This is a genomic window from Methylobacterium sp. D54C (assembly GCF_053345595.1).
Genome location: NZ_JBKFAK010000006.1, coordinates 230446 through 247814 on the forward strand (window position 1 = coordinate 230446; position 17369 = coordinate 247814).

A 17369-nucleotide genomic window follows, 5' to 3' on the forward strand; every position below is an offset into this window, starting at 1 on the left:
CGGAGATCGGTCATCGCTGCGATCCGATCTGCAGGACATTGAAGCCGCGCTGCAGGGAGGTCCCGAGGAACTCTCCGAACGGGGTGTTCGCACCCGCGGCACGATCGACGCGGAGGACGGCGGCACAGCCGCGCTGCGGGCTCTCGACCGAGCGGCCGTCGACGGAGGCCGCAGGGGCCATGCCGGCTCGCCAACGCGCCTTCAGCGCGGAGACGGCCCTGTCGGCCGTCCGGCAATCGGGATAGGCAAGGGATACGAGCAGGGCCGGTCCGTTCTTGCCTTGATAGTCCGCCACGATACCGCCGGCATAAGCCGGGACGCCGTCCCGTCCGCGCTCGCGCTGATCCGCGATCGCCTTCCTCTGCGCGGCCAGATCGGTCGTCGCCGACAGGAGGGCGGCAGGATCGTCGGGGGTGATCCCCATCAGCGGCGTCACGACGGCCGCTTGAAGGATCGCGCCCGGGTCGCGCTCATCCGCGGCGGCCAGACCCGTCAGCGCTGTGGCGACCGCCTCGTGATCCGCCGCGCTCCGACCGACCCCGACGCGTGTCTCCAGATCCGCGGCCGCGGACGCCTGCGCGATGACGCGATCGATCGCCAGGATCGCGCTGGTCTCGCCCATCGGGCCGGACCAGGGATCGGTCGGCTGCCGGGCCCTGAGATTCAGGGCGCGCGGCTCACCGTTGGCGAGAATGCGCGGCGCGGTCGAGACCGGCCGGAAGTTCCTGTCCTTCAGCTTGGCGACCAGAGTGTCGGCTGCCGCCTTCGTCGCCAGACCCCAGTAACTCACGCGCGCCGGAGGCTGGCCGAAGGCCGCGAAATACGAGATGTCCTCGAACGGGATGCCGGCCTTCTCGGTCCATGTCTGCGCGCCGCCGTAGCTGAGGGCGTTCAGCGGGCGGATGCTCTGCGCGAAGGCCATGCGCCGCAGGCCGGCGTCGCTCAGCGCACCGCCGGCGGCCCGGGACAGCGCCTGGACGTCCATGAAGACGATCGGCATCGGGTCAGGCGTCGCCAGGACGGAGTCCGGCACCGCGCGGAGAGCCGCCTCCAGAGTGCTGGCCGCCTGGGCCGCCGGCGCGATCATCAGGACTGAGAAGGACACGACGACGAGGCGGGATGAAACTGAGCGCCAGAGAGGTCGTGTCACGTCGAATCCCATGCTCCAGGTCCCTCGGGAGCGCCGATGCCCGTCTGCCGGTCATGACGATGATCGCGTCGGGTAAGAAGAGATCTCCGCAGTGCTCACCTGATCATTGCTGGACAGGCTCTCTTCTGTCTCCCTCAGTCGATTTTAGCTGAGCCGCTCTCGGCTTCCACTAGTGAGGGTGACCTATTGACCGCGCCGCCCGGATCGCCGCCGATCGGACGCCCGGCGCCGTCGAGACGAGCGACGACCGATGGGGGGCGTCGGCTCTGTGAGAGCCGCAACGTGACTTCGGCCTCCGCGTGTCGCCCCCCGCGCGCCGATCCTCTCACGCGAGCGATTCTCCGGTCCGATCGCGCATCGTGAGGACTGCGGCGAGCGAGATGGCCGACAGCACGGCGACGTAGAGGCCCGGCCCCGTGGGCCAGGCCAGGTGGTGGACGATCCACGTCGCGGCCATCGGGGCGGTGCCCCCGACCAGCGCCATCGAGGCGTTGAAGCTGATTGCCAGGGCCGTGCAGCGCGAGCGGTGCTGGAACATCTCGACGAACGCCGTCGGCACGACGGCGGCGTTGCCGGCGATCAGGATCGCGAACGCGACCTGGCTCAGGACGATCAGAAGCGTGTCGCCGGTGGTCAGCAGCATGAAGAGCGGCCACGACAGGATTGTCAGGCCCGCCCCGGTCAGGACCAGAACACGCTTGCGCCCGAAGCGGTCGGACAGGGCTCCGGCGATCGGGATGCACACGGCTTGAACCACCATGGCGAGGGAGTTGATGAGAAACGCCGTGTGTTGCGGGAGGCCCGACACGGTGTGCATGAACGTCACGAGGTAGACGAACACCACGTAGAAGCCGCACGCCAGGCCGAGATTCATCGCGAAGGCGCGCAGCATGGCGGAGCCGTCGATCTCGACGGCCGTGCGCAGCGGTGAGCGCTGGTCCGTCGGTGCCCGATCTTCGCGAAACACGGTCTCGACGTGATCGTCGTCGATATGGCGACGCAGAGCGAAGATGAAGACGCCGAGCACGATCCCGAAGAGGAACGGCAGCCGCCAGCCCCACTGGTGCACGTCCTCCGGCGTGAGCAGGCCGGTGACGAGCGTCCCGGCAATGGAGCCGAGCAGGATCCCCCCGGCGGCCCCGATGCAGGCGAGGCTGCCGGTCAGGCCGCGGCGCGCCGGTGCTGCGGTCTCGGACAGGAAGATGGCCGAGGAGGTGTACTCGCCGCCGACGGAGAGACCCTGGCCGAGCCGCAGCACCACGAGCAGGACGGGCGCGAGGAGTCCGGCCGACGCGTAGGTGGGCAGGCAGCCCATCAGGAAGGTCGAGACGGCCATGAGGCCCGCCGACAGCAGGAGTGCCGTCTTCCGGCCGTAGCGGTCGCCGATGTGGCCGAACACGATGCCGCCGATCGGGCGCATGAAGAAGGCGGCGGCGAACACCGCGAAGGCCGAGAGCAGCGACGTCGTGGGGCTGTCGGACGGGAAGAAGTTCCGGCCGATGACGGCACTGAAGTACCCGTAGGTGGCGAAATCGTACCATTCGAGCGTGTTGCCGATGGCGCCCGCGACCACGGAGCGGCGCCGCGCCGCGCCGGGGACCTTCGGGCCGTCGGCGATCGCGTCGGAACTGATCGGGAGCGGCGGCTCACCGTACGGAGGGGTGGATTGCATGATGCGCCCGCCTTGCCGCCGAATTCAGTCTAGACGCTAGACTGAAACGCCAAGCTTGGCGAGACCATTGGAGAAGGACGACATCGCTCTTCCGCTCGACAGTTAATAGGCGCGGGGCAGCCTCGCGCGGGCGAGCCCGCCAGGGCCGCACGCCCCTCCGTCCTCCGCGGCCAGACCGCGATCGGGAAGCCTTCCGTCCTCACGGTGCCTCGGCGTCGGCGGGAAGATCCGGAGCTTCGGCCGCCGCTGCGAACGCCCGCCGGGCCCGCTCGATCTCGGCGTGGTGCGTCTCGGCCCAGATCCACACGCCGCAGAACGCGGCGCCCAGGCTCCGGCCCAGCGGCGTCAGCGTGTAGTCCACGCGCGGCGGGATCACCGGGTGCACCGTCCGCCGGACGAGACCGTCCCGCTCCATCTGGCGGACGGTCTGCGTCAGCATCTTCTGGCTGATCCGGCCCACGGCCCGGCCGAGCTGCGTGAACCGGAGGGTGCCGTGCTCCTCCAGCGCCTCGAGGATCAGCATGGTCCACTTGTCGGCCACTTGGCCGATGATGTCGTTCACCAGGGCCTCGATCGCCGGATCGACGTCCTGCGGGGGTGGCCCGCGCCGCTTCGCCTCGATCGCGGGGTCGGGGGCAGCCCTGCGCATTCGACACTCTCCTTTCGGTGCGTACAAATCTTTTCGGTGCCTACTTCAGGGCGGAGAGTGTCACCCATACTCTCTGCGGCGACAACAACGGGGTCGCCATCATGAAAACCTCCGGCAACACGATCCTCATCACGGGCGGCGGGTCCGGGATCGGAGCCGCGCTCGCCCATCGCTTCCACGATCTGGGCAACACCGTCATCGTCGCCGGTCGCCGCGTGGAGGCCCTGGAACGGGTCACGGCCGGCCGCCCGGGCCTGCACGCGATGCCCCTCGACATCGCGGATGCCGGAGACATCGCGGCGTTCGCCCGGCGCGTCACGGCCGAGCACCCGGCCCTGAACGTGGTGATCAACAACGCCGGCATCATGCGCTTCGAGGCGCTGGATCAGGCGCGCGACCTCTCCGACGCGGAGGCGACGATCACCACCAACCTGCTCGGCCCGATCCGTCTGACGGATGCCCTCGTCGCGCATCTGGTCACACGGCCGGACGCGGCGCTGATCAACGTGTCGTCCGGGCTGGCCTTCGTGCCCCTTACGACGACACCGACCTACTCGGCGACGAAGGCGGCGATCCACAGCTACACGGTCTCGCTGCGCAAGGTCCTCAAGGGCCGTGTCGAGGTGATCGAGCTGGTGCCGCCGGCGGTCCAGACAGATCTCACGCCCGGCCAGGCCACCCGCGCGGGCTACCTGCCGCTGGCCGACTTCATCGACGAGGTGATGGCCCTGTTCCAGCAACAGCCGACGCCGACCGAGATCCTGGTGCAGCGCGTCGCCTTCCAGCGCAACGCCGAGGCCGAGCACCGCTTCGACGCGGCCGTCGCGACCCTGAACGAGGCCGCTCGCGCGGCCCGCGCGGCGCAGGAATGAGGTGCGCGCGGAGATCCGCGAGGAGATCCGCGTCGCCGCGCGCGGGCGCGACCCGTGTTTCATCAGTTCAGCCCGGAGACGATCGATGCCGTTCGCCAATTTCAAGATCCCGCAGGGCATGATGACCGGTCCGCAGAAGGCGGATCTGATCCACCGCACGACGGATCTGCTGGTCTCCTTCTTCGGGGAGGCCGCGCGCCCGCACACCATGGTCCTGGTCGACGAGGTCGTGGATGGCGGCTACGGGCGCGCGGACGAGGTCTTCGATCTCGAGGCCCTGCGACGCCTGCGGGCGCACCACGAGACGGGCCCCGTTCCGACGGGACTAGGAGGGAGCGCCGTTGCGTGAGACTCTGGGCCTGCCCCGGCGGGCGGGGCGAGGCGGAGTGCCATGCGATGAGCCAGGACGACGAATCGCCGCCGGCGCGGCGCCGCTTCCTCGCACAAGGCGCGGCGGCGGCCGCGGCCGTCCTCGCGGGCGGGCCGGCCCGATCGGACGAGGCGGCGCCTCCGGCCGTTCCCGAATGGATGAAGGTCCCGGGCGCCGATGTCGGCAGCCAGACCTACGGCCGGCCCTCGCGCTTCGAGGAGGGCGTCATCCGCAACGTCCCGAAGGGTCTGAAGCAGTACATCTCGGCGTCGAGCCGCACGCCGCTGCAGGATCTCGACGGCATCCTGACGCCCAACGGCCTGTTCTACGAGCGTCACCACGGCGGCATTCCGGACATCGATCCCGCCCAGCACCGGCTGATGATCCACGGACTCGTCGAGACGCCGCTCATCCTGACGATGGACGACATCCGCCGCTTCCCGTCGGAGTCGCACATCTACTTCCTCGAATGCTCGGGCAACCCGGGCTTCGAGGCGATCAAGGGCAAGACGGCGTCGGACCTCGTCGGCCTCGTCAGCTGCGCCGAATGGACCGGCGTGCGCCTCGCGACGGTCCTGGCGGAGGCCGGGCTCAAGCCGGACGCGCGGTGGGTCGTGGCCGAGGGCGCGGACGCCGCCGCGCTGACCCGCAGCATCCCGATCGCGAAGTGCCTCGACGACGCCCTGCTGGTCTACAGCCAGAACGGCGAGCGGCTGCGCCCCCAGCAGGGCTACCCGCTCCGGGTGCTGCTGCCCGGCTACGAGGGCAACATGAGCGTGAAGTGGCTGCGCCGGCTCAACGTCACGGCGGAGCCGGCCTATTCCCGCGAGGAGACGTCGAAGTACACCGACCTGATGCCGGACGGCACGGCGCGGCAATTCACCTTCGTGATGGAGGCCAAGTCGATCATCACGCGGCCCTCGGGCACGCAGCGGATCGCCCCCGGTTTCCACGAGATCACCGGCCTCGCCTGGAGCGGGCGCGGGCGGATCCGCGGCGTGCAGGTCTCGACCGACGGGGGCGGGAGCTGGCGCGACGCCGCCTTGCAGGAGCCGGTGCTCAACCGGGCGCTGACGCGGTTCCGCCTGCCCTGGCGCTGGGACGGGACGCCCACGACCATCGCGAGCCGGGCGATCGACGAGACCGGCTACGTGCAGCCGGGCTTCGAGGCGCTGACGGCGGTGCGCGGCCTCAAATCCTTCTACCACAACAACGCGGTCGTGCCCTGGCGCATCGCCGCGGACGGCGAGGTGGCCAATGGCTATGCGTGAAGCCCGCGCCGCCGCGGGGATCGCCCTGGTGCTCGCCTGCGCCGGACCGGCACGGGCGACGGAGCGCCTCGGGATCGGGCGTCTGGCCACGGAGGCCGAGATCGCCGCCTGGAACATCGACGTCGACCGGGACGGCCGGAAGCTGCCGCCCGGACACGGCAGCGTCGCCCACGGCCGAGAGGTCTTCGAGACCCAATGCGCCTCGTGTCACGGCAGCCGGGGCGAGGGCGGGACCGGCGAGCGGCTGGCCGGCGGCCAGGGCACGCTCGCCTCGGCGAAACCGCTCAAGACCGTCGGCAGCTTCTGGCCCTACGCGCCGACTTTGTTCGACTACATCCGGCGGGCGATGCCGATGAACGCCCCGCAATCGCTCAGCGCCGACGACGTCTACGCGGTCTCGGGCTACGTCCTGTACCTGAACGGGCTCGTCCCGGAGAGCGCCGTGCTCGATGCCGCCACCCTGGCCGCCGTCCGCATGCCGAACCGCGACGGGTTCGTGCCGGATCCCAGGCCGGATGTGAGACCCTGACGGGAGCGGCATACCCGACGGCGCCGTCCCGGCCCCGCCCGCCGCCAAGGCGCCACGGTGCTGTGGCCGTTCCGCCACTGTCGTCGCAACATTATTACATTCGGTTGCCGGGGCGTTGACCCGGCCGGTCGCCGCGGCAAGTATTTTCCTGCCAAGGTTATCCGGGCACGGCCCGGAGCCGGCGTGGTAATCCGGTGCGCGCTGCGCGGTGCGTCCGGATCTGCCCCGCACCTGTCGACTGGGCGCGCCCGTTCCCCGCGGCCGCCGGTGCCGCGCACCGGGACGGTCCGGCGGCGGCGATGACGCGCGTCACGGGAGGCGGCCTTCGGCGCGACGACGTTCCTCGGGCGCGGTGCCCCAGCGGAGCGCGCGGTGCCGCCCGTCCGGGCGTGACGCCGCCCGCCTCCGCGTGGCCGCGCGCCGGCAGCAGCGAGTGTGTGGTGGCGAGTTCTGGACGATTGTCGTTCCGCGAGAGTTCCAGGCCGCGCCGGGGATGCGGCCGCCCTGCCGGGGCGCGGCGCGGCAGCCCGCGCCTGGCCCTGGCGGCCATGCTGTCCGCCGGCGTGCCGGTCGGGGAGGTCCGCGCGCAGGAGAGCGTGACCCTGGAGGAACTGTCGGTCGAGCATGTCGGCGAGGGTGCCGCCCGCACGACGGCGTCCGGGCGCGGCAGCATCGGCCTGATCGGTCCGACACCGGGCTACGGCGCCGGCGCGGCGGTCAGCGCGACGCGCACGGCCACACCGCAGATCGACGTGCCCGTGGCCGTGTCGGTGGCGCCGCGCGAGACGATCACCGACATCGCCGCCACCCGCGTCGACCGGGTCTTCGACTACCTGCCCGGCGTCGCCCGCCAGAACAATTTCGGCGGCCTGTCGATCTTCAGCTACGCCATCCGCGGCGTGACCACCTCCGAGATCTACAAGAACGGCTTCCCCCTCAATCGCGGGACGCCGCCGCCGCCGGACGCCCAGAACATCGAGCGCATCGAGGTGCTCAAGGGGCCGGGAGCGGCCCTGTTCGGGCGCAGCGACCCCGGCGGGCTCGTCAATCTGATCACCAAGCAGCCGACCGCCGAGCGGTTCGTCGAGTTCGGCAATCAGGTCGACTCGTTCGGCCTGACCCGGGGCACGATCGATGCCGGCGGTGCGCTGAGCGCTGACGGCACGGTGCTCTACCGCTTCAACCTCGCCGCCCAGGGTGCGGGCAGCTTCCGCGACTTCGTGGACAGCGACCGGCTCCTCGTCGCGCCCGTGGTGAGCTGGCAGGTCACCCCGGACACGCGGATCACGGTCGAGACCGAGTTCGTGAAGAACCGGATCGTCTTCGACCGGGGCGTCATCGCGCTGAACCGGCAACTCGGGTTCCTACCCGTCTCCCGCTTCCTTGGCGAGCCCGGGCAGAGCACCTATCAGAACAACAACACGCTGCAGGTCCGCGTCGACCACCGCTTCGACGAGAACTGGCAGCTTCGCCTCGCGACCTACTTCAACACGGGCGATCTCGCGGGCGAGTCGGCGGAGATCCGCGCCATCGCTGCCGACAACCGCACGGTCTCGCGCGACCGCAACGTGCGCGACTACCGCTGGGACGTGGCCGTCGGGCAGGCCGACCTCGTCGGGCGCTTCGATACCGCCGGCATCGGCCACACGCTTCTTCTCGGCATGGACCGGGAGAGCACCGACAGCCGCACGCAGTACTTCCGCTCGAACTTCCGCACGAGCCCGTTCGCCCTGGACATCTACGCCCCGGTCTACGGGCAGGCGCTGCCGCCGATCACCATCCCGCGCAACAACCTGGAGCGGATCACCAACACCGGCCTCTACGCGCAGGACGAGATCGTCCTGAGCCCCGAATGGCGGGCGCTCGTCGGTGTGCGCCTCGACATCTTCGAGCAGAGCTTCCGCGAGCGCGCCGTCCGCAGTCAGGTCGACCAGTCGCGGGTCGCCGCGTCGCCCCGGGCGGGCCTCGTCTATCGGCCGATCCCGGAACTCGCCCTCTACACCAACGTCGGCACGAGCTTCCGGCCGAACATCGGCCCGGACGCCGCCGCCGTGACCCGCGGCACGGCCCTGCCGCCCGAGACCGGCCTCGGCTACGAGGTCGGCGCCAAGTCCGAGCTGTTCGGCGGCAGCCTGCTCCTCACCGCCGCCGCCTTCCGGGTGGAGCGGGAGAACGTGCTCACGCCCGATCCCGCCAATACCGGCTTCTCCCTCGCCGCCGGGGCCGTCCGCAGCCAGGGGTTCGAGCTGACGGCCCAGGGGCAGATCACGCCGGAGCTGAAGCTCCTGGCCGGCTACGTCTACGCCGACGCCCGGGTGACCAAGGACAACGTGCTCCCGGTCGGAGCCCCTCTCATCAACGTGCCGCGCCATTCCGGCAGCCTCCTCGCGGTCTACGAGCCGGAGGGGGCGTGGCGCGGCTTCGGCATCGGCGGCGGCGTGCGGGGCGTGGGCGCGCGCGCCGGCGACGCGGCCGGCTCCGGCTTCACCCTGCCGGCCTACGTCGCGGTCGACGCGCTCGCCTACTACCGCTTCGACAATGCCCGGATCGCGCTCAACGTCGAGAACATCTTCGACACCGCGTACTACGAGAGTTCGCTGAACGTGTTCCGGGTCTATCCGGGCTCGCCCCGGCGGATCACGGGCTCGGTGACGGTGCGGTTCTGATGGCGGGCCCGCGGCCCCCGTCCAGGCAGCCGCCGGGGTCGTCGCGCCGGCGAGAGGACGCGCCTGCGGGACTCCGCAGGCCGGCCGCTTCTGCGCTATGTCGGATTCCGTGCTGCACGGCAGCAGCGACGCGACAGGCCCGGGCAACGGGGCCGAGGGGACGGTATTCGGGTGGGTAAGGCTTTGATGGAAGCGATCGTCCCGTCCGATGGCACGGCGCCCCGCGTCGTGCGGCGCCGCATCGTTCTGCTCTACCTCGTCCTGATCGCGGCCAACGTCGCCGCCTGGTCCTGGGCCTACAGCCTGTTCGCGGGGCAGCCGGCCCTGCTCTCGACCGCGCTGCTGGCCTACGTCTTCGGGCTGCGCCACGCGGTCGACCCCGACCACATCGCCGCCATCGACAACGTCACGCGCAAGCTGATGCAGGCGGGCCAGCGGCCGGTCTCGGTCGGCTTCTGGTTCGCCCTCGGCCATTCCACCGTCGTGGTGGTGGCCGCGGCCGCGGTGGCGCTGGCCGCCACCAGCCTGATCACGGCCTCGGAAGGCTACCGGGAACTCGGCGGCCTGATCGGCACAGGCGTCTCGGCCGCCTTCCTGATCCTCATCGGCCTGGTCAATCTCGTCGTCCTCGCGGGGGTCTGGCGCGCGTTCCGGCAGGTGCGGCGCACCGGCCGCTACGTCGAGGCCGACCTCGACATGCTGCTCGCCAACCAGGGCGTCCTCGCCCGGATCCTGCGGCCGCTGTTCCGCCTCGTGACGCGCTCCTGGCACATGTACCCGCTGGGCCTGCTCTTCGCGCTCGGCTTCGATACCGCCACGGAAGTGAGCCTGTTCGGGCTCTCGGCCGCCCAGGCGAGCCAGGGCATCGATCTCTGGACGATCCTGGTCTTCCCGGCGCTGTTCACCGCCGGCATGACGCTGGTCGACGCGACCGACGGCGTGCTGATGCTCGGCGCCTACAGCTGGGCCTATGTCCAGCCCATGCGCAAGCTGTTCTACAATCTCACCATCACCCTGGTGTCGGTGGTGGTCGCGCTGGTGGTCGGCACGCTGGAGGCGCTGAACCTCCTGGCGGACAAGCTCAACCTCCAGGGCTGGCTCTGGGAGCGGATCGCCGCGATCAACGACCATTTCGGCGTGCTCGGCTTCGGCATCGTCGGCCTGTTCGCGGCGGCGTGGCTCCTGTCGTTCCTCATCTACCGCCTCGGCCGGTTCGACCGGATCGACGTCAAGCCGGCCGACATCCCCTGACCGGCGTCGGCCGTGTCCACGCGGGACGTCCGGCGCCGGTGAGTTGGGCCGATGTCGGAGCGCGCCGGATGCGCGCGGCGGGCTGAACCTACCCGTCCGCCTCGCTCAGCCTCAGGCCGGTGAACGTCAGCGTCGCCGTGTAGATCGGGGCGCCGGCCGCATCCCGGACGACCACCGTGTAGGTTTGCCTGTCCCCGTCGCTCGGGATCTCCCATGGCGCGACGTCCGGGAGGGAGATCATCGCTTCTCTGCGCGCAGCGTCGAAATCGGCGCACTCGGTCCCGTCCTCGTCACGTTGCAACTGACCGTCGTGGATATCGAAGAAATTGCGCGGCACCCACGCCTCCGTGACTGGCTTCCCCTCACGAAAGCTAACCGGGATCAGAAACGCCGGTTCTCGGCGCGCGGCGCCCGATCCGCGCCGGTGACCGCGGCCGACGCCCTCGGATGAGCGGGCGTCGACCGGGCCCGGCCGGCTATCCGTTCCGGGCCTTCCGGCGCGGGCGGCCGTGCCGTCGCGTCGCCGGATCGCGTCCCCGAACGGACACGTCGCGCGGGGCTGCGGATCGGAAGTGAGAGCGCCGCGCGACGGCGTGCGCGGCGTGACGGGACCGCTCCGGCCGTTCCGGCCGGGCCCGTGCCTCCGGACGGGCGGTCGCGGACCCGCGGTCTCTCAGCGGTCTCTCGTCTTCGTGGTACGGGAATCCTGCGTCTTGTTTCCGTCGTCGGCCGGCGAGGCGCCCGGAACGCCGGTGTTGCCCGAGCCCCCGCCCCTCTCTCCGCCCTTCATCTGATCGCCGTGCTGCATCCGCTGCCCGCCCGACCCGGACGGCGCTGGGCCGGACGTCGATCCTCCGGCGGCGCCCTGTGCCGTTGCCGCGCCGGCTGTCCCGAGAAGGAGCGACGAGACGAGGACGAAGATCCGGATTGGGGTCATGATGTTCTCCCGAAAACTACCATTGGGCAAGCACAGAAAGCTGTCTGAGTTCCGGAATATCGCAAAATATCGAGGGTGAGCTCATGATGTTATGTTTTTCTTATTGAATACTGCGGGTCGACGTGCCGAAATATCCGATGGCGGTCCGGGCGCGCGCGCATCGGCGGGCAAACCGCCCGGATCGCGCCTGAGCTGTGGGACGCCGACGTGGATAGGCCTCCCAGCGGGGAGCCCGCAGATCGGTCCGACACGGCGCGGCGGGCCGCGCTGAGAGCGGCTCGGAGGGCCGGAGGGGTCGGTCCGCCGACGATGACGGCACGAAATGACCGCCGCGGCGTGAGCCGGGCGGTCCAGGTGGTCTCGGGATGTCCAGAGTTAGACGATCGCGGGCCGCGCTTAATCCGCGCCGCGCGGAGCGGACCGCCGTGCCGGCCGCGTCCTCCGGCGGGCCTCGTCGTGCTGCGGCGCTCGCGCGCCATGTCCACGTCGTCGGCGGCGATGCCGACGCGTCGGTCCTGACCCGCGTCCGCGACGAGGACACGCGCCCCATATAACCGTCGCGGGAGCGCGGGCCTCCAGGAGGCCGTCCGTGGCGGCGCGGGGATCCCGCAGAGCGCCGGGTTCGACGCGGTGCTTCCCGATCGGAGCCGCGCAAAGCCGGGGGATGAGGAGGACCGAGATGCTGCGCGACAATGTCGAGCGAGGCCGCTTCGAGCTTCAGGTCGGCGGTGACGTCGTCTTCGCGACCTATCGGCGGGAGCCCGGCCAGCTCGTCATCAGCCACGTCTACGCGCCGCCGGTCCTGCGCGGCACCGGGGCGGCCGGCCGGCTCATGGAAGGCGTCGCGGCGCACGCGCGCGCCGAGGGCGATCGGATCGTGCCCCTGTGCGGCTACGCCCGGGCGTGGCTGCGCGGGCATCGGACGCATCGCGACCTGCTCGCGTGAGGCCGCGACCGGGCCGGGATCGGCCGCCGCCGGGGGGCGGTGCCGGGATCGCCTGGCGCTAGGTCATCCGTTGCGCCACGTGCCGCCGCCGGCGCTGGACGGCCTCGCGGACATGCGCGACGAGCAGGGCGACGAGGCGGATCTCGACGCTCTCCGTTCGCCTGTGGGCCTCCATCCGGATCGTCTCCGCCGCGAGCGCGTCGGCCTCCCGCTCCAGATGATCGAGCTCGACCGGATCGGCGCTCGACACGGACAGCCAGATCTCCAGGAGGCGCATGACCCGGGTGGGCGGCTGCAGCGGCCGGAAGCGCCGATACAGGCCGATGCCCGCCGCGCCGAGGGAGGCCAGCGCGCTGATCATGAGCCCGACCCAGTAGGCCGCGTTCTGCGCCTGATCGCTCAGGCTGGGCTGATTCCCGGTCAGGTACGCCGTCGCGCCCGGGTGGATCGGGAGCGCCTGGACCTTGTCGTCGGTGTCGGGGGCCTCGATGCCGGCCAGATCGTCGTCGAGCGCGACGAGCCGCGGCTTGCCGGTGAGAACCTCGCGGGTGATCTCGCCGGCGAGCCAGTCCGGCATGGCGCCGCGGGCCACGAGCCGGTGGCTGACGGACAGCGTGGTGATGTCGTCGCCCGGGGCCGGCAGGGAACCGAGGAAGGCGCCCTTGGGCACGTCGATCGTGTCGAGCACGGGGTGCTCCTTGGCGATCGCCGCCGCCTCGTCGACCTCGAACAGCTTCGCCGTCCCGGAGCCTTTGCGCAGCGCCGTGAACAGCGGCAGCCAGAGCGCGCTCCCGACCGGGGCCACCACGAACACCGAACCGATCTGGCGGCTGCGGGCGGCCTCCGTCAGCTGGTCGATCGTCAGGATCCGGCGATGCACGCTGCTCGGGGGCACGCCGAAATGCGTCAGGATCAGGTCGAGCAGGCGCGGGTCGAGCTTACGCCCGTCGAGGAGTCCGACGGTGCTGCCCCGCAGCTTGGCCACGCTGTCGACGGGGCTGCCCCCGGGCGCGACGAAGACCACCGCGTCGCGGCGTAGGATGACCAGGGTCTGCCCGTCCTTCGGCGCGGCGTCGCTGCGCACCAGGGCGAGCTGGGTCTCGCCCTTGTCGAGGGCCGCCGAGGCGCCGAGGCGATCCGGCTCGAAGATCGTCCGGATGCGCACCCGCGGATGCTGGGTCTGGAAGAGCTGCGTGAGCGCCTGCGCGGCCTCCCGATCCTCGGTGCTGGTCTTGGCGACCGCGATGTCGAGGGAGAGCAGGCCGAGGAGGAGATGGATGAGCAGAGCAGCGACGGCGGCCCCGGCGATGACGCCGAGGACGATGACTGTCGTTCTGGAACGCCGGATCATCCGTGCCGCGCTGACCTGCCGATCCGCCAGCATAGCGCGCGTGTCTGGCCCAGTCTCCCGCTCCCGGACAGGATCGGTCGACGCTCCGCCCCATGCTGTATCTTGCTCGGGGCGACGCGATCAGTTCATCTGGCGGTGCCGGTCCTGGACCTCCTGGAGGGCGAGCCTGCGGCCCAGCGTCATCAGCAGCGCTTCGGCCTGCACCTTGAGCTCCGCGTCCCGCAACTCGCTGATCGCGTACATCGCCGCGATGGCATGATCCGCTGCCAGCTCGAGGGGCGACGTCTCCGCACGCGGCACGGCCTCGTCGGCCATGTCCTCGAACATCCGCATCCGGGTGATGTCGAGGAGGATGCCGCTGCCGCCCTGGAGCCGCCCGACATGATCGCCGGTGAAGCGCCCGCGCACCAGGACCCAGCGCGTCCGACCGTCCGCCGAGGTCACCCGATGCTCGGCGAGGTACGGTGTCCCCTCGCGGGCGCTGCGCCGAATCAGATCATCGATCCGCTCGCGATCGTCCGCGTGGATGCTGCTCATGTAGCGGCCGAGCGGGACGCCTTCCTCGGCCTCGGCTGGATCGACATTGTACACCAGGGCGACGAAGGCGTCGGCCCGCACCCGATCGACGCCCGCGTCCCATTCCCAGCGGCCGACGACGTCGAGCGCGTCCAGCGCCGTCTGGAAGGTTTCCGAGGCTGTTTGCCCGTCTAGGGGCTTAAAAGCTGCCACCCGAGCACCCGTATTCAGTTAACACTAACATGGGTGGGCCTAAAGCGCTGCAACCGCAAGGGGCATAATCTGGTCTGCAATCAACTGTTGCGTGCCGGACACGGGTCGGCCCCGGCGAGCCGCCGGGGCCGGGTACCGACGACGGGCCGCGGGCGGTCCTTGCAGATCGGAACGTGGACACCCATTATGACTACAGTGGTCACGGAGGGCGCCATGCAGGAGATCCAGCTTCGGGACGCCAAGGCGACGCTGTCGGCCGTCATCGACCAAGCGAAGCAGGGCGCGCCCTCAATCATCACCCGCCACGGCCGCCCCGAGGCCGTGCTGCTCAGCTTCGAGGACTGGCAGCGGCTGTCCCGCGTCCCGTCGTTCGGCCGCCTGCTCATGGCCGCGCCCGTCGCGGCGGACGACCTCGCCCCTCCGTCCGGCGGGCTCAGAAGCGCCGAGCTGTGAGGCGGTGTACCTCGTCGACACCAACGTGCTCTCGGCCGGCGCGCCGACCAAGGCCGTTCCGGCCGTCGCACTGATCGACTGGATGGACCGGAATAGCGCGGGGCTCCACCTCTCGGTCGTCACGATCGCCGAGATCGAGGACGGCATCGCGAAGAGCCGCAGGGACGGTGCCGCGCGCAAGGCCGAGCGCCTCGCGGCGTGGCTGGAGACCTTGCTGCACCTGTACGCCGCCAAGGTCCTCCCGATCGACCTCGCCGTCGCGCGCCACATCGGCGGGTTGTCCGATCTGGCGCGCGGACAGGGGCACGCGCCCGGCTTCGCGGATCTCGCGATCGCCGCCACCGCGCGCTGCAACGGCTGGACGGTCCTGACCCGGAACGTGCGGCACTTCGCGCCGCTCGGCGTTGCCGCCTGCGATCCCTTCGTCGCGCTGCCGGCCGATGGGCGGTGACGGCGTCGCGCCGGTCACCGCGGGGCCGCGGCGGCGTGCCGATCGCGGCGGGACTATCGGGACGGTGTGCAGAACTCGGCCGTGAGACCAGCGAAGGCCGCCCGCAGGAAGGCGTCCACGGGACGGTCGCCGCCCGCCTGGATCCAGGCCTCGATCGCCAAGCGCATCGCACCGAGCGACGCCATGGCGACGAGGCGCAGCGGGGCGCTGCGGACGGGATCCGGCCAGCGCTCGATCAGCGCGGCATGCAGGGCCTGCTCGTGCAGGCCGTAGGCCGCCTGCTTGCGGGCCTTCAGGGTCTCGCTGGACCGCATGACGCGATCGATACTGATGAACTCCCGGGTCCGGAAACCCGTCGACAGCGCCAGCAGGGCGTCCCGGACGGCCTCGACCGGGACCTTGCCCTCCGGCTGGGCCAGGACGGCCTTGCGCAGCGCCGCGCCGAAGCCGCGCATCTGCCAGTCCAGCAGGATCTCTTCCTTTGACTTGAAGTAGTAGAAGAAGGTTCGACGCGAGATGCCGGCCGCCTCGGCGATCGCGTCCAGGGTCGTCGCCTCGTAGCCGTGCCGGCTGAACAGCCGCAGGCCGGTCTCGGCGATCCGTTCCAGAGTCTCCTGCCGTTTTCGCGCGCGCAGGCTGCCGGGCTTCGGTGGCGGGCTCCCCATGCCGGCGTTGTGACATGCGATTCCGCACTTGCAAAGTTGCACGCGGTGCAATTATATTTTTTACACCGAGTGCGATTTTGATGCGCGGTCTCGGGACGCGGTGCGGAGTCCGGTCGGGCGCCCGCCCCTTCCTGCCGATATCGGCAGCCTCGTTCGCCGTCGGGGCCTCCGTCGGCGAACGGAATTCGGTTGGCGCGCGCCGGGGGGCGAGGGCGCGTCGTGATCGGGCTGCGGCCGGCGATGCGCGGCTCTGCGAACCCTCCTGGCTCCCCTCCTGTCGCGAAAGCCCTCCTCATGCTCGAGTCTTCCGGTCCGACAGCGGCACGGCCGTTGCCCAACCGTCGGCAGGTCGGCGCCATGCTGCTGGGAATCCTGGCCGCGGGTGTGACGCGGCCGGCCGCGGCGGAGCCCGTCGTCGAGGACGTCCGGATCGTCGACTTCGACTGGGTCGACGGCGCGCGCCAGCGACCGGTGCCGGTACGCCTGTACTGGCCGAACACGTCGTCCCTCCGGCGGCGCGTCCCGCTGGTCGTGTTCTCGCACGGTCTCGGACAGTCCCGGACCGGCTACAGCTATCTCGGTCGGCACTGGTCGTCCCACGGGATCGCGAGCCTGCACCTGCAGCACGTCGGCAGCGACAGCTCCGTCTGGACCGGCAATCCCCTGGCCCTGCTCGACCGGATCGAGCGGGCGGCGCAGGAACGGGAGGCGATCGCCCGGGCGCGCGACCTGCGCTTCGCCCTGGACCGCTTCCTCGTTCAGGAGGGGGGCGCCTTCGGAGACCGGATCGACCCGCGCCGGATCGTGGCGGCCGGCCATTCCTACGGCGCCAACACGACTCTGATCGCCGCGGGTGCGCGCGTCGTCCGCGACGGGCACGCCCTTCAGGCGCGGGATCCGCGGATCGCGGCCGGGATCGTGATCTCGGCGCCGCCCTTCTACGGCGAGCGCGACCTCCGGGCCGTCCTGGGCGCCGTCGAGATCCCGACCCTGCACGTGACGGCGACCGAGGATGTCATCCAGCTGCCCGGTCGCACCTCGCCGTTCAGCGACCGCCTCGCCGTGTACGAGGCGATCGCGACGCCCCGGAAGTCCTTGGCGGTCTTCCAGGGCGGCTCGCACAGCATCTTCACCGACCGTCCCCTCACGGGCGGTCTGAACCTGAACCCGCAGGTCAAGGCGGCGACCGCCGCCGGGACGCTGGCCTTTCTCGACCTGGCCTTCCGCGGCGATCCGGAGCCGCTGCGCGCGTGGTCCTCGACCTGGCGACCGATCCTCGCCGTCGCGCCCGCGGGCTACGCGAGCGCGTCGCTGGCGCAACCCGCGATAGCGACCCGCGGAAAGGAGCGGACGCGCGCCCAGCCCGTGGAGCCGCTCTGACAGGCCGCTCGTCGCGCCCCTTGGCGA

At 71.0% G+C, this 17369-nt stretch carries 17 protein-coding genes; 10 read left to right on the forward strand and 7 right to left on the reverse strand.

The annotated features are described in order from the left end of the window. Positions 1 to 10 precede the first annotated feature (10 nt). From ACLBYB_RS15885 to ACLBYB_RS15895, 3 genes are all read right to left on the reverse strand, one after another. Entirely contained in the window at positions 11 to 1150 is a 1140-nt protein-coding gene (locus tag ACLBYB_RS15885; RefSeq protein WP_447699354.1) for a hypothetical protein, read from the reverse strand. A 325-nt stretch (positions 1151 to 1475) separates the two neighbouring features. After that, the gene (locus ACLBYB_RS15890) at positions 1476 to 2822 is read right to left on the reverse strand and encodes an MFS transporter (protein ID WP_132368761.1); all 1347 of its coding nucleotides are present in this window, start codon (positions 2820 to 2822) and stop codon (positions 1476 to 1478) included. A 199-nt stretch (positions 2823 to 3021) separates the two neighbouring features. Further along, positions 3022 to 3471 (reverse strand): winged helix-turn-helix transcriptional regulator, encoded by a 450-nt coding sequence (locus ACLBYB_RS15895; RefSeq protein ID WP_020094431.1) that lies wholly within the window; start codon positions 3469 to 3471, stop codon positions 3022 to 3024. 101 nt (positions 3472 to 3572) lie between these two features. Between ACLBYB_RS15895 and ACLBYB_RS15900 the strand changes: the two genes are divergently transcribed. The 6 genes from ACLBYB_RS15900 to ACLBYB_RS15925 all read left to right on the forward strand — a co-directional run bounded on the left by ACLBYB_RS15900 (position 3573) and on the right by ACLBYB_RS15925 (position 10430). Further along, entirely contained in the window at positions 3573 to 4343 is a 771-nt protein-coding gene (locus ACLBYB_RS15900; RefSeq protein WP_447699355.1) for an SDR family oxidoreductase, read from the forward strand. Positions 4344 to 4428: 85 nt separating this feature from the next. Beyond that, positions 4429 to 4692, forward strand: a complete 264-nt coding sequence (locus ACLBYB_RS15905; protein WP_447694016.1) for a tautomerase family protein — start codon at positions 4429 to 4431, stop codon at positions 4690 to 4692. Between the two features lie 47 nt (positions 4693 to 4739). Beyond that, positions 4740 to 5984 (forward strand): sulfite dehydrogenase, encoded by a 1245-nt coding sequence (soxC, locus tag ACLBYB_RS15910; RefSeq protein WP_020094428.1) that lies wholly within the window; start codon positions 4740 to 4742, stop codon positions 5982 to 5984. Then, a complete protein-coding gene (locus tag ACLBYB_RS15915) occupies positions 5977 to 6513 on the forward strand; it encodes a c-type cytochrome (protein WP_447699379.1) in 537 nt (178 codons plus the stop codon). The genes soxC and ACLBYB_RS15915 overlap by 8 nt, the downstream gene beginning before the upstream one ends. 548 nt (positions 6514 to 7061) lie before the next feature. Continuing rightward, the gene (locus ACLBYB_RS15920; protein ID WP_234083185.1) at positions 7062 to 9179 is read left to right on the forward strand and encodes a TonB-dependent siderophore receptor; all 2118 of its coding nucleotides are present in this window, start codon (positions 7062 to 7064) and stop codon (positions 9177 to 9179) included. Positions 9180 to 9365: 186 nt separating this feature from the next. Then, positions 9366 to 10430 carry a HoxN/HupN/NixA family nickel/cobalt transporter gene (locus tag ACLBYB_RS15925; RefSeq protein ID WP_091981621.1) on the forward strand — a complete coding sequence of 355 codons (1065 nt, stop codon included), beginning with the start codon at positions 9366 to 9368 and terminating at the stop codon, positions 10428 to 10430. 88 nt (positions 10431 to 10518) lie between these two features. Here ACLBYB_RS15925 and ACLBYB_RS15930 read toward each other — a convergent pair whose 3' ends face one another. Next, complete coding sequence (locus tag ACLBYB_RS15930; protein WP_447699356.1) at positions 10519 to 10767, reverse strand: DUF6894 family protein; 249 nt, start codon at positions 10765 to 10767, stop codon at positions 10519 to 10521. 1279 nt (positions 10768 to 12046) lie between these two features. Between ACLBYB_RS15930 and ACLBYB_RS15935 the strand changes: the two genes are divergently transcribed. Then, positions 12047 to 12313 (forward strand): GNAT family N-acetyltransferase, encoded by a 267-nt coding sequence (locus ACLBYB_RS15935; protein WP_020094422.1) that lies wholly within the window; start codon positions 12047 to 12049, stop codon positions 12311 to 12313. 58 nt (positions 12314 to 12371) lie between these two features. On the opposite strand, the gene ACLBYB_RS15940 is transcribed toward ACLBYB_RS15935, so the two are convergent. Next, positions 12372 to 13664 (reverse strand): TAXI family TRAP transporter solute-binding subunit, encoded by a 1293-nt coding sequence (locus ACLBYB_RS15940; protein WP_447699357.1) that lies wholly within the window; start codon positions 13662 to 13664, stop codon positions 12372 to 12374. 120 nt (positions 13665 to 13784) lie between these two features. After that, entirely contained in the window at positions 13785 to 14393 is a 609-nt protein-coding gene (locus ACLBYB_RS15945; protein ID WP_020094420.1) for a PAS domain-containing protein, read from the reverse strand. Positions 14394 to 14606: 213 nt separating this feature from the next. On the opposite strand from ACLBYB_RS15945, the gene ACLBYB_RS15950 reads away from it, so the two are divergent. Further along, positions 14607 to 14846 (forward strand): type II toxin-antitoxin system Phd/YefM family antitoxin, encoded by a 240-nt coding sequence (locus tag ACLBYB_RS15950; protein WP_026605131.1) that lies wholly within the window; start codon positions 14607 to 14609, stop codon positions 14844 to 14846. A gap of 4 nt (positions 14847 to 14850) precedes the next feature. Further along, entirely contained in the window at positions 14851 to 15297 is a 447-nt protein-coding gene (locus ACLBYB_RS15955; RefSeq protein WP_447699358.1) for a PIN domain-containing protein, read from the forward strand. A gap of 53 nt (positions 15298 to 15350) precedes the next feature. On the opposite strand, the gene ACLBYB_RS15960 is transcribed toward ACLBYB_RS15955, so the two are convergent. Continuing rightward, the gene (locus ACLBYB_RS15960; RefSeq protein WP_447699359.1) at positions 15351 to 15962 is read right to left on the reverse strand and encodes a TetR/AcrR family transcriptional regulator; all 612 of its coding nucleotides are present in this window, start codon (positions 15960 to 15962) and stop codon (positions 15351 to 15353) included. A gap of 357 nt (positions 15963 to 16319) precedes the next feature. On the opposite strand from ACLBYB_RS15960, the gene ACLBYB_RS15965 reads away from it, so the two are divergent. Further along, positions 16320 to 17342, forward strand: coding sequence for an alpha/beta hydrolase family protein (locus ACLBYB_RS15965; protein ID WP_447699360.1), 1023 nt, complete (start codon positions 16320 to 16322; stop codon positions 17340 to 17342). Positions 17343 to 17369 lie beyond the last annotated feature (27 nt).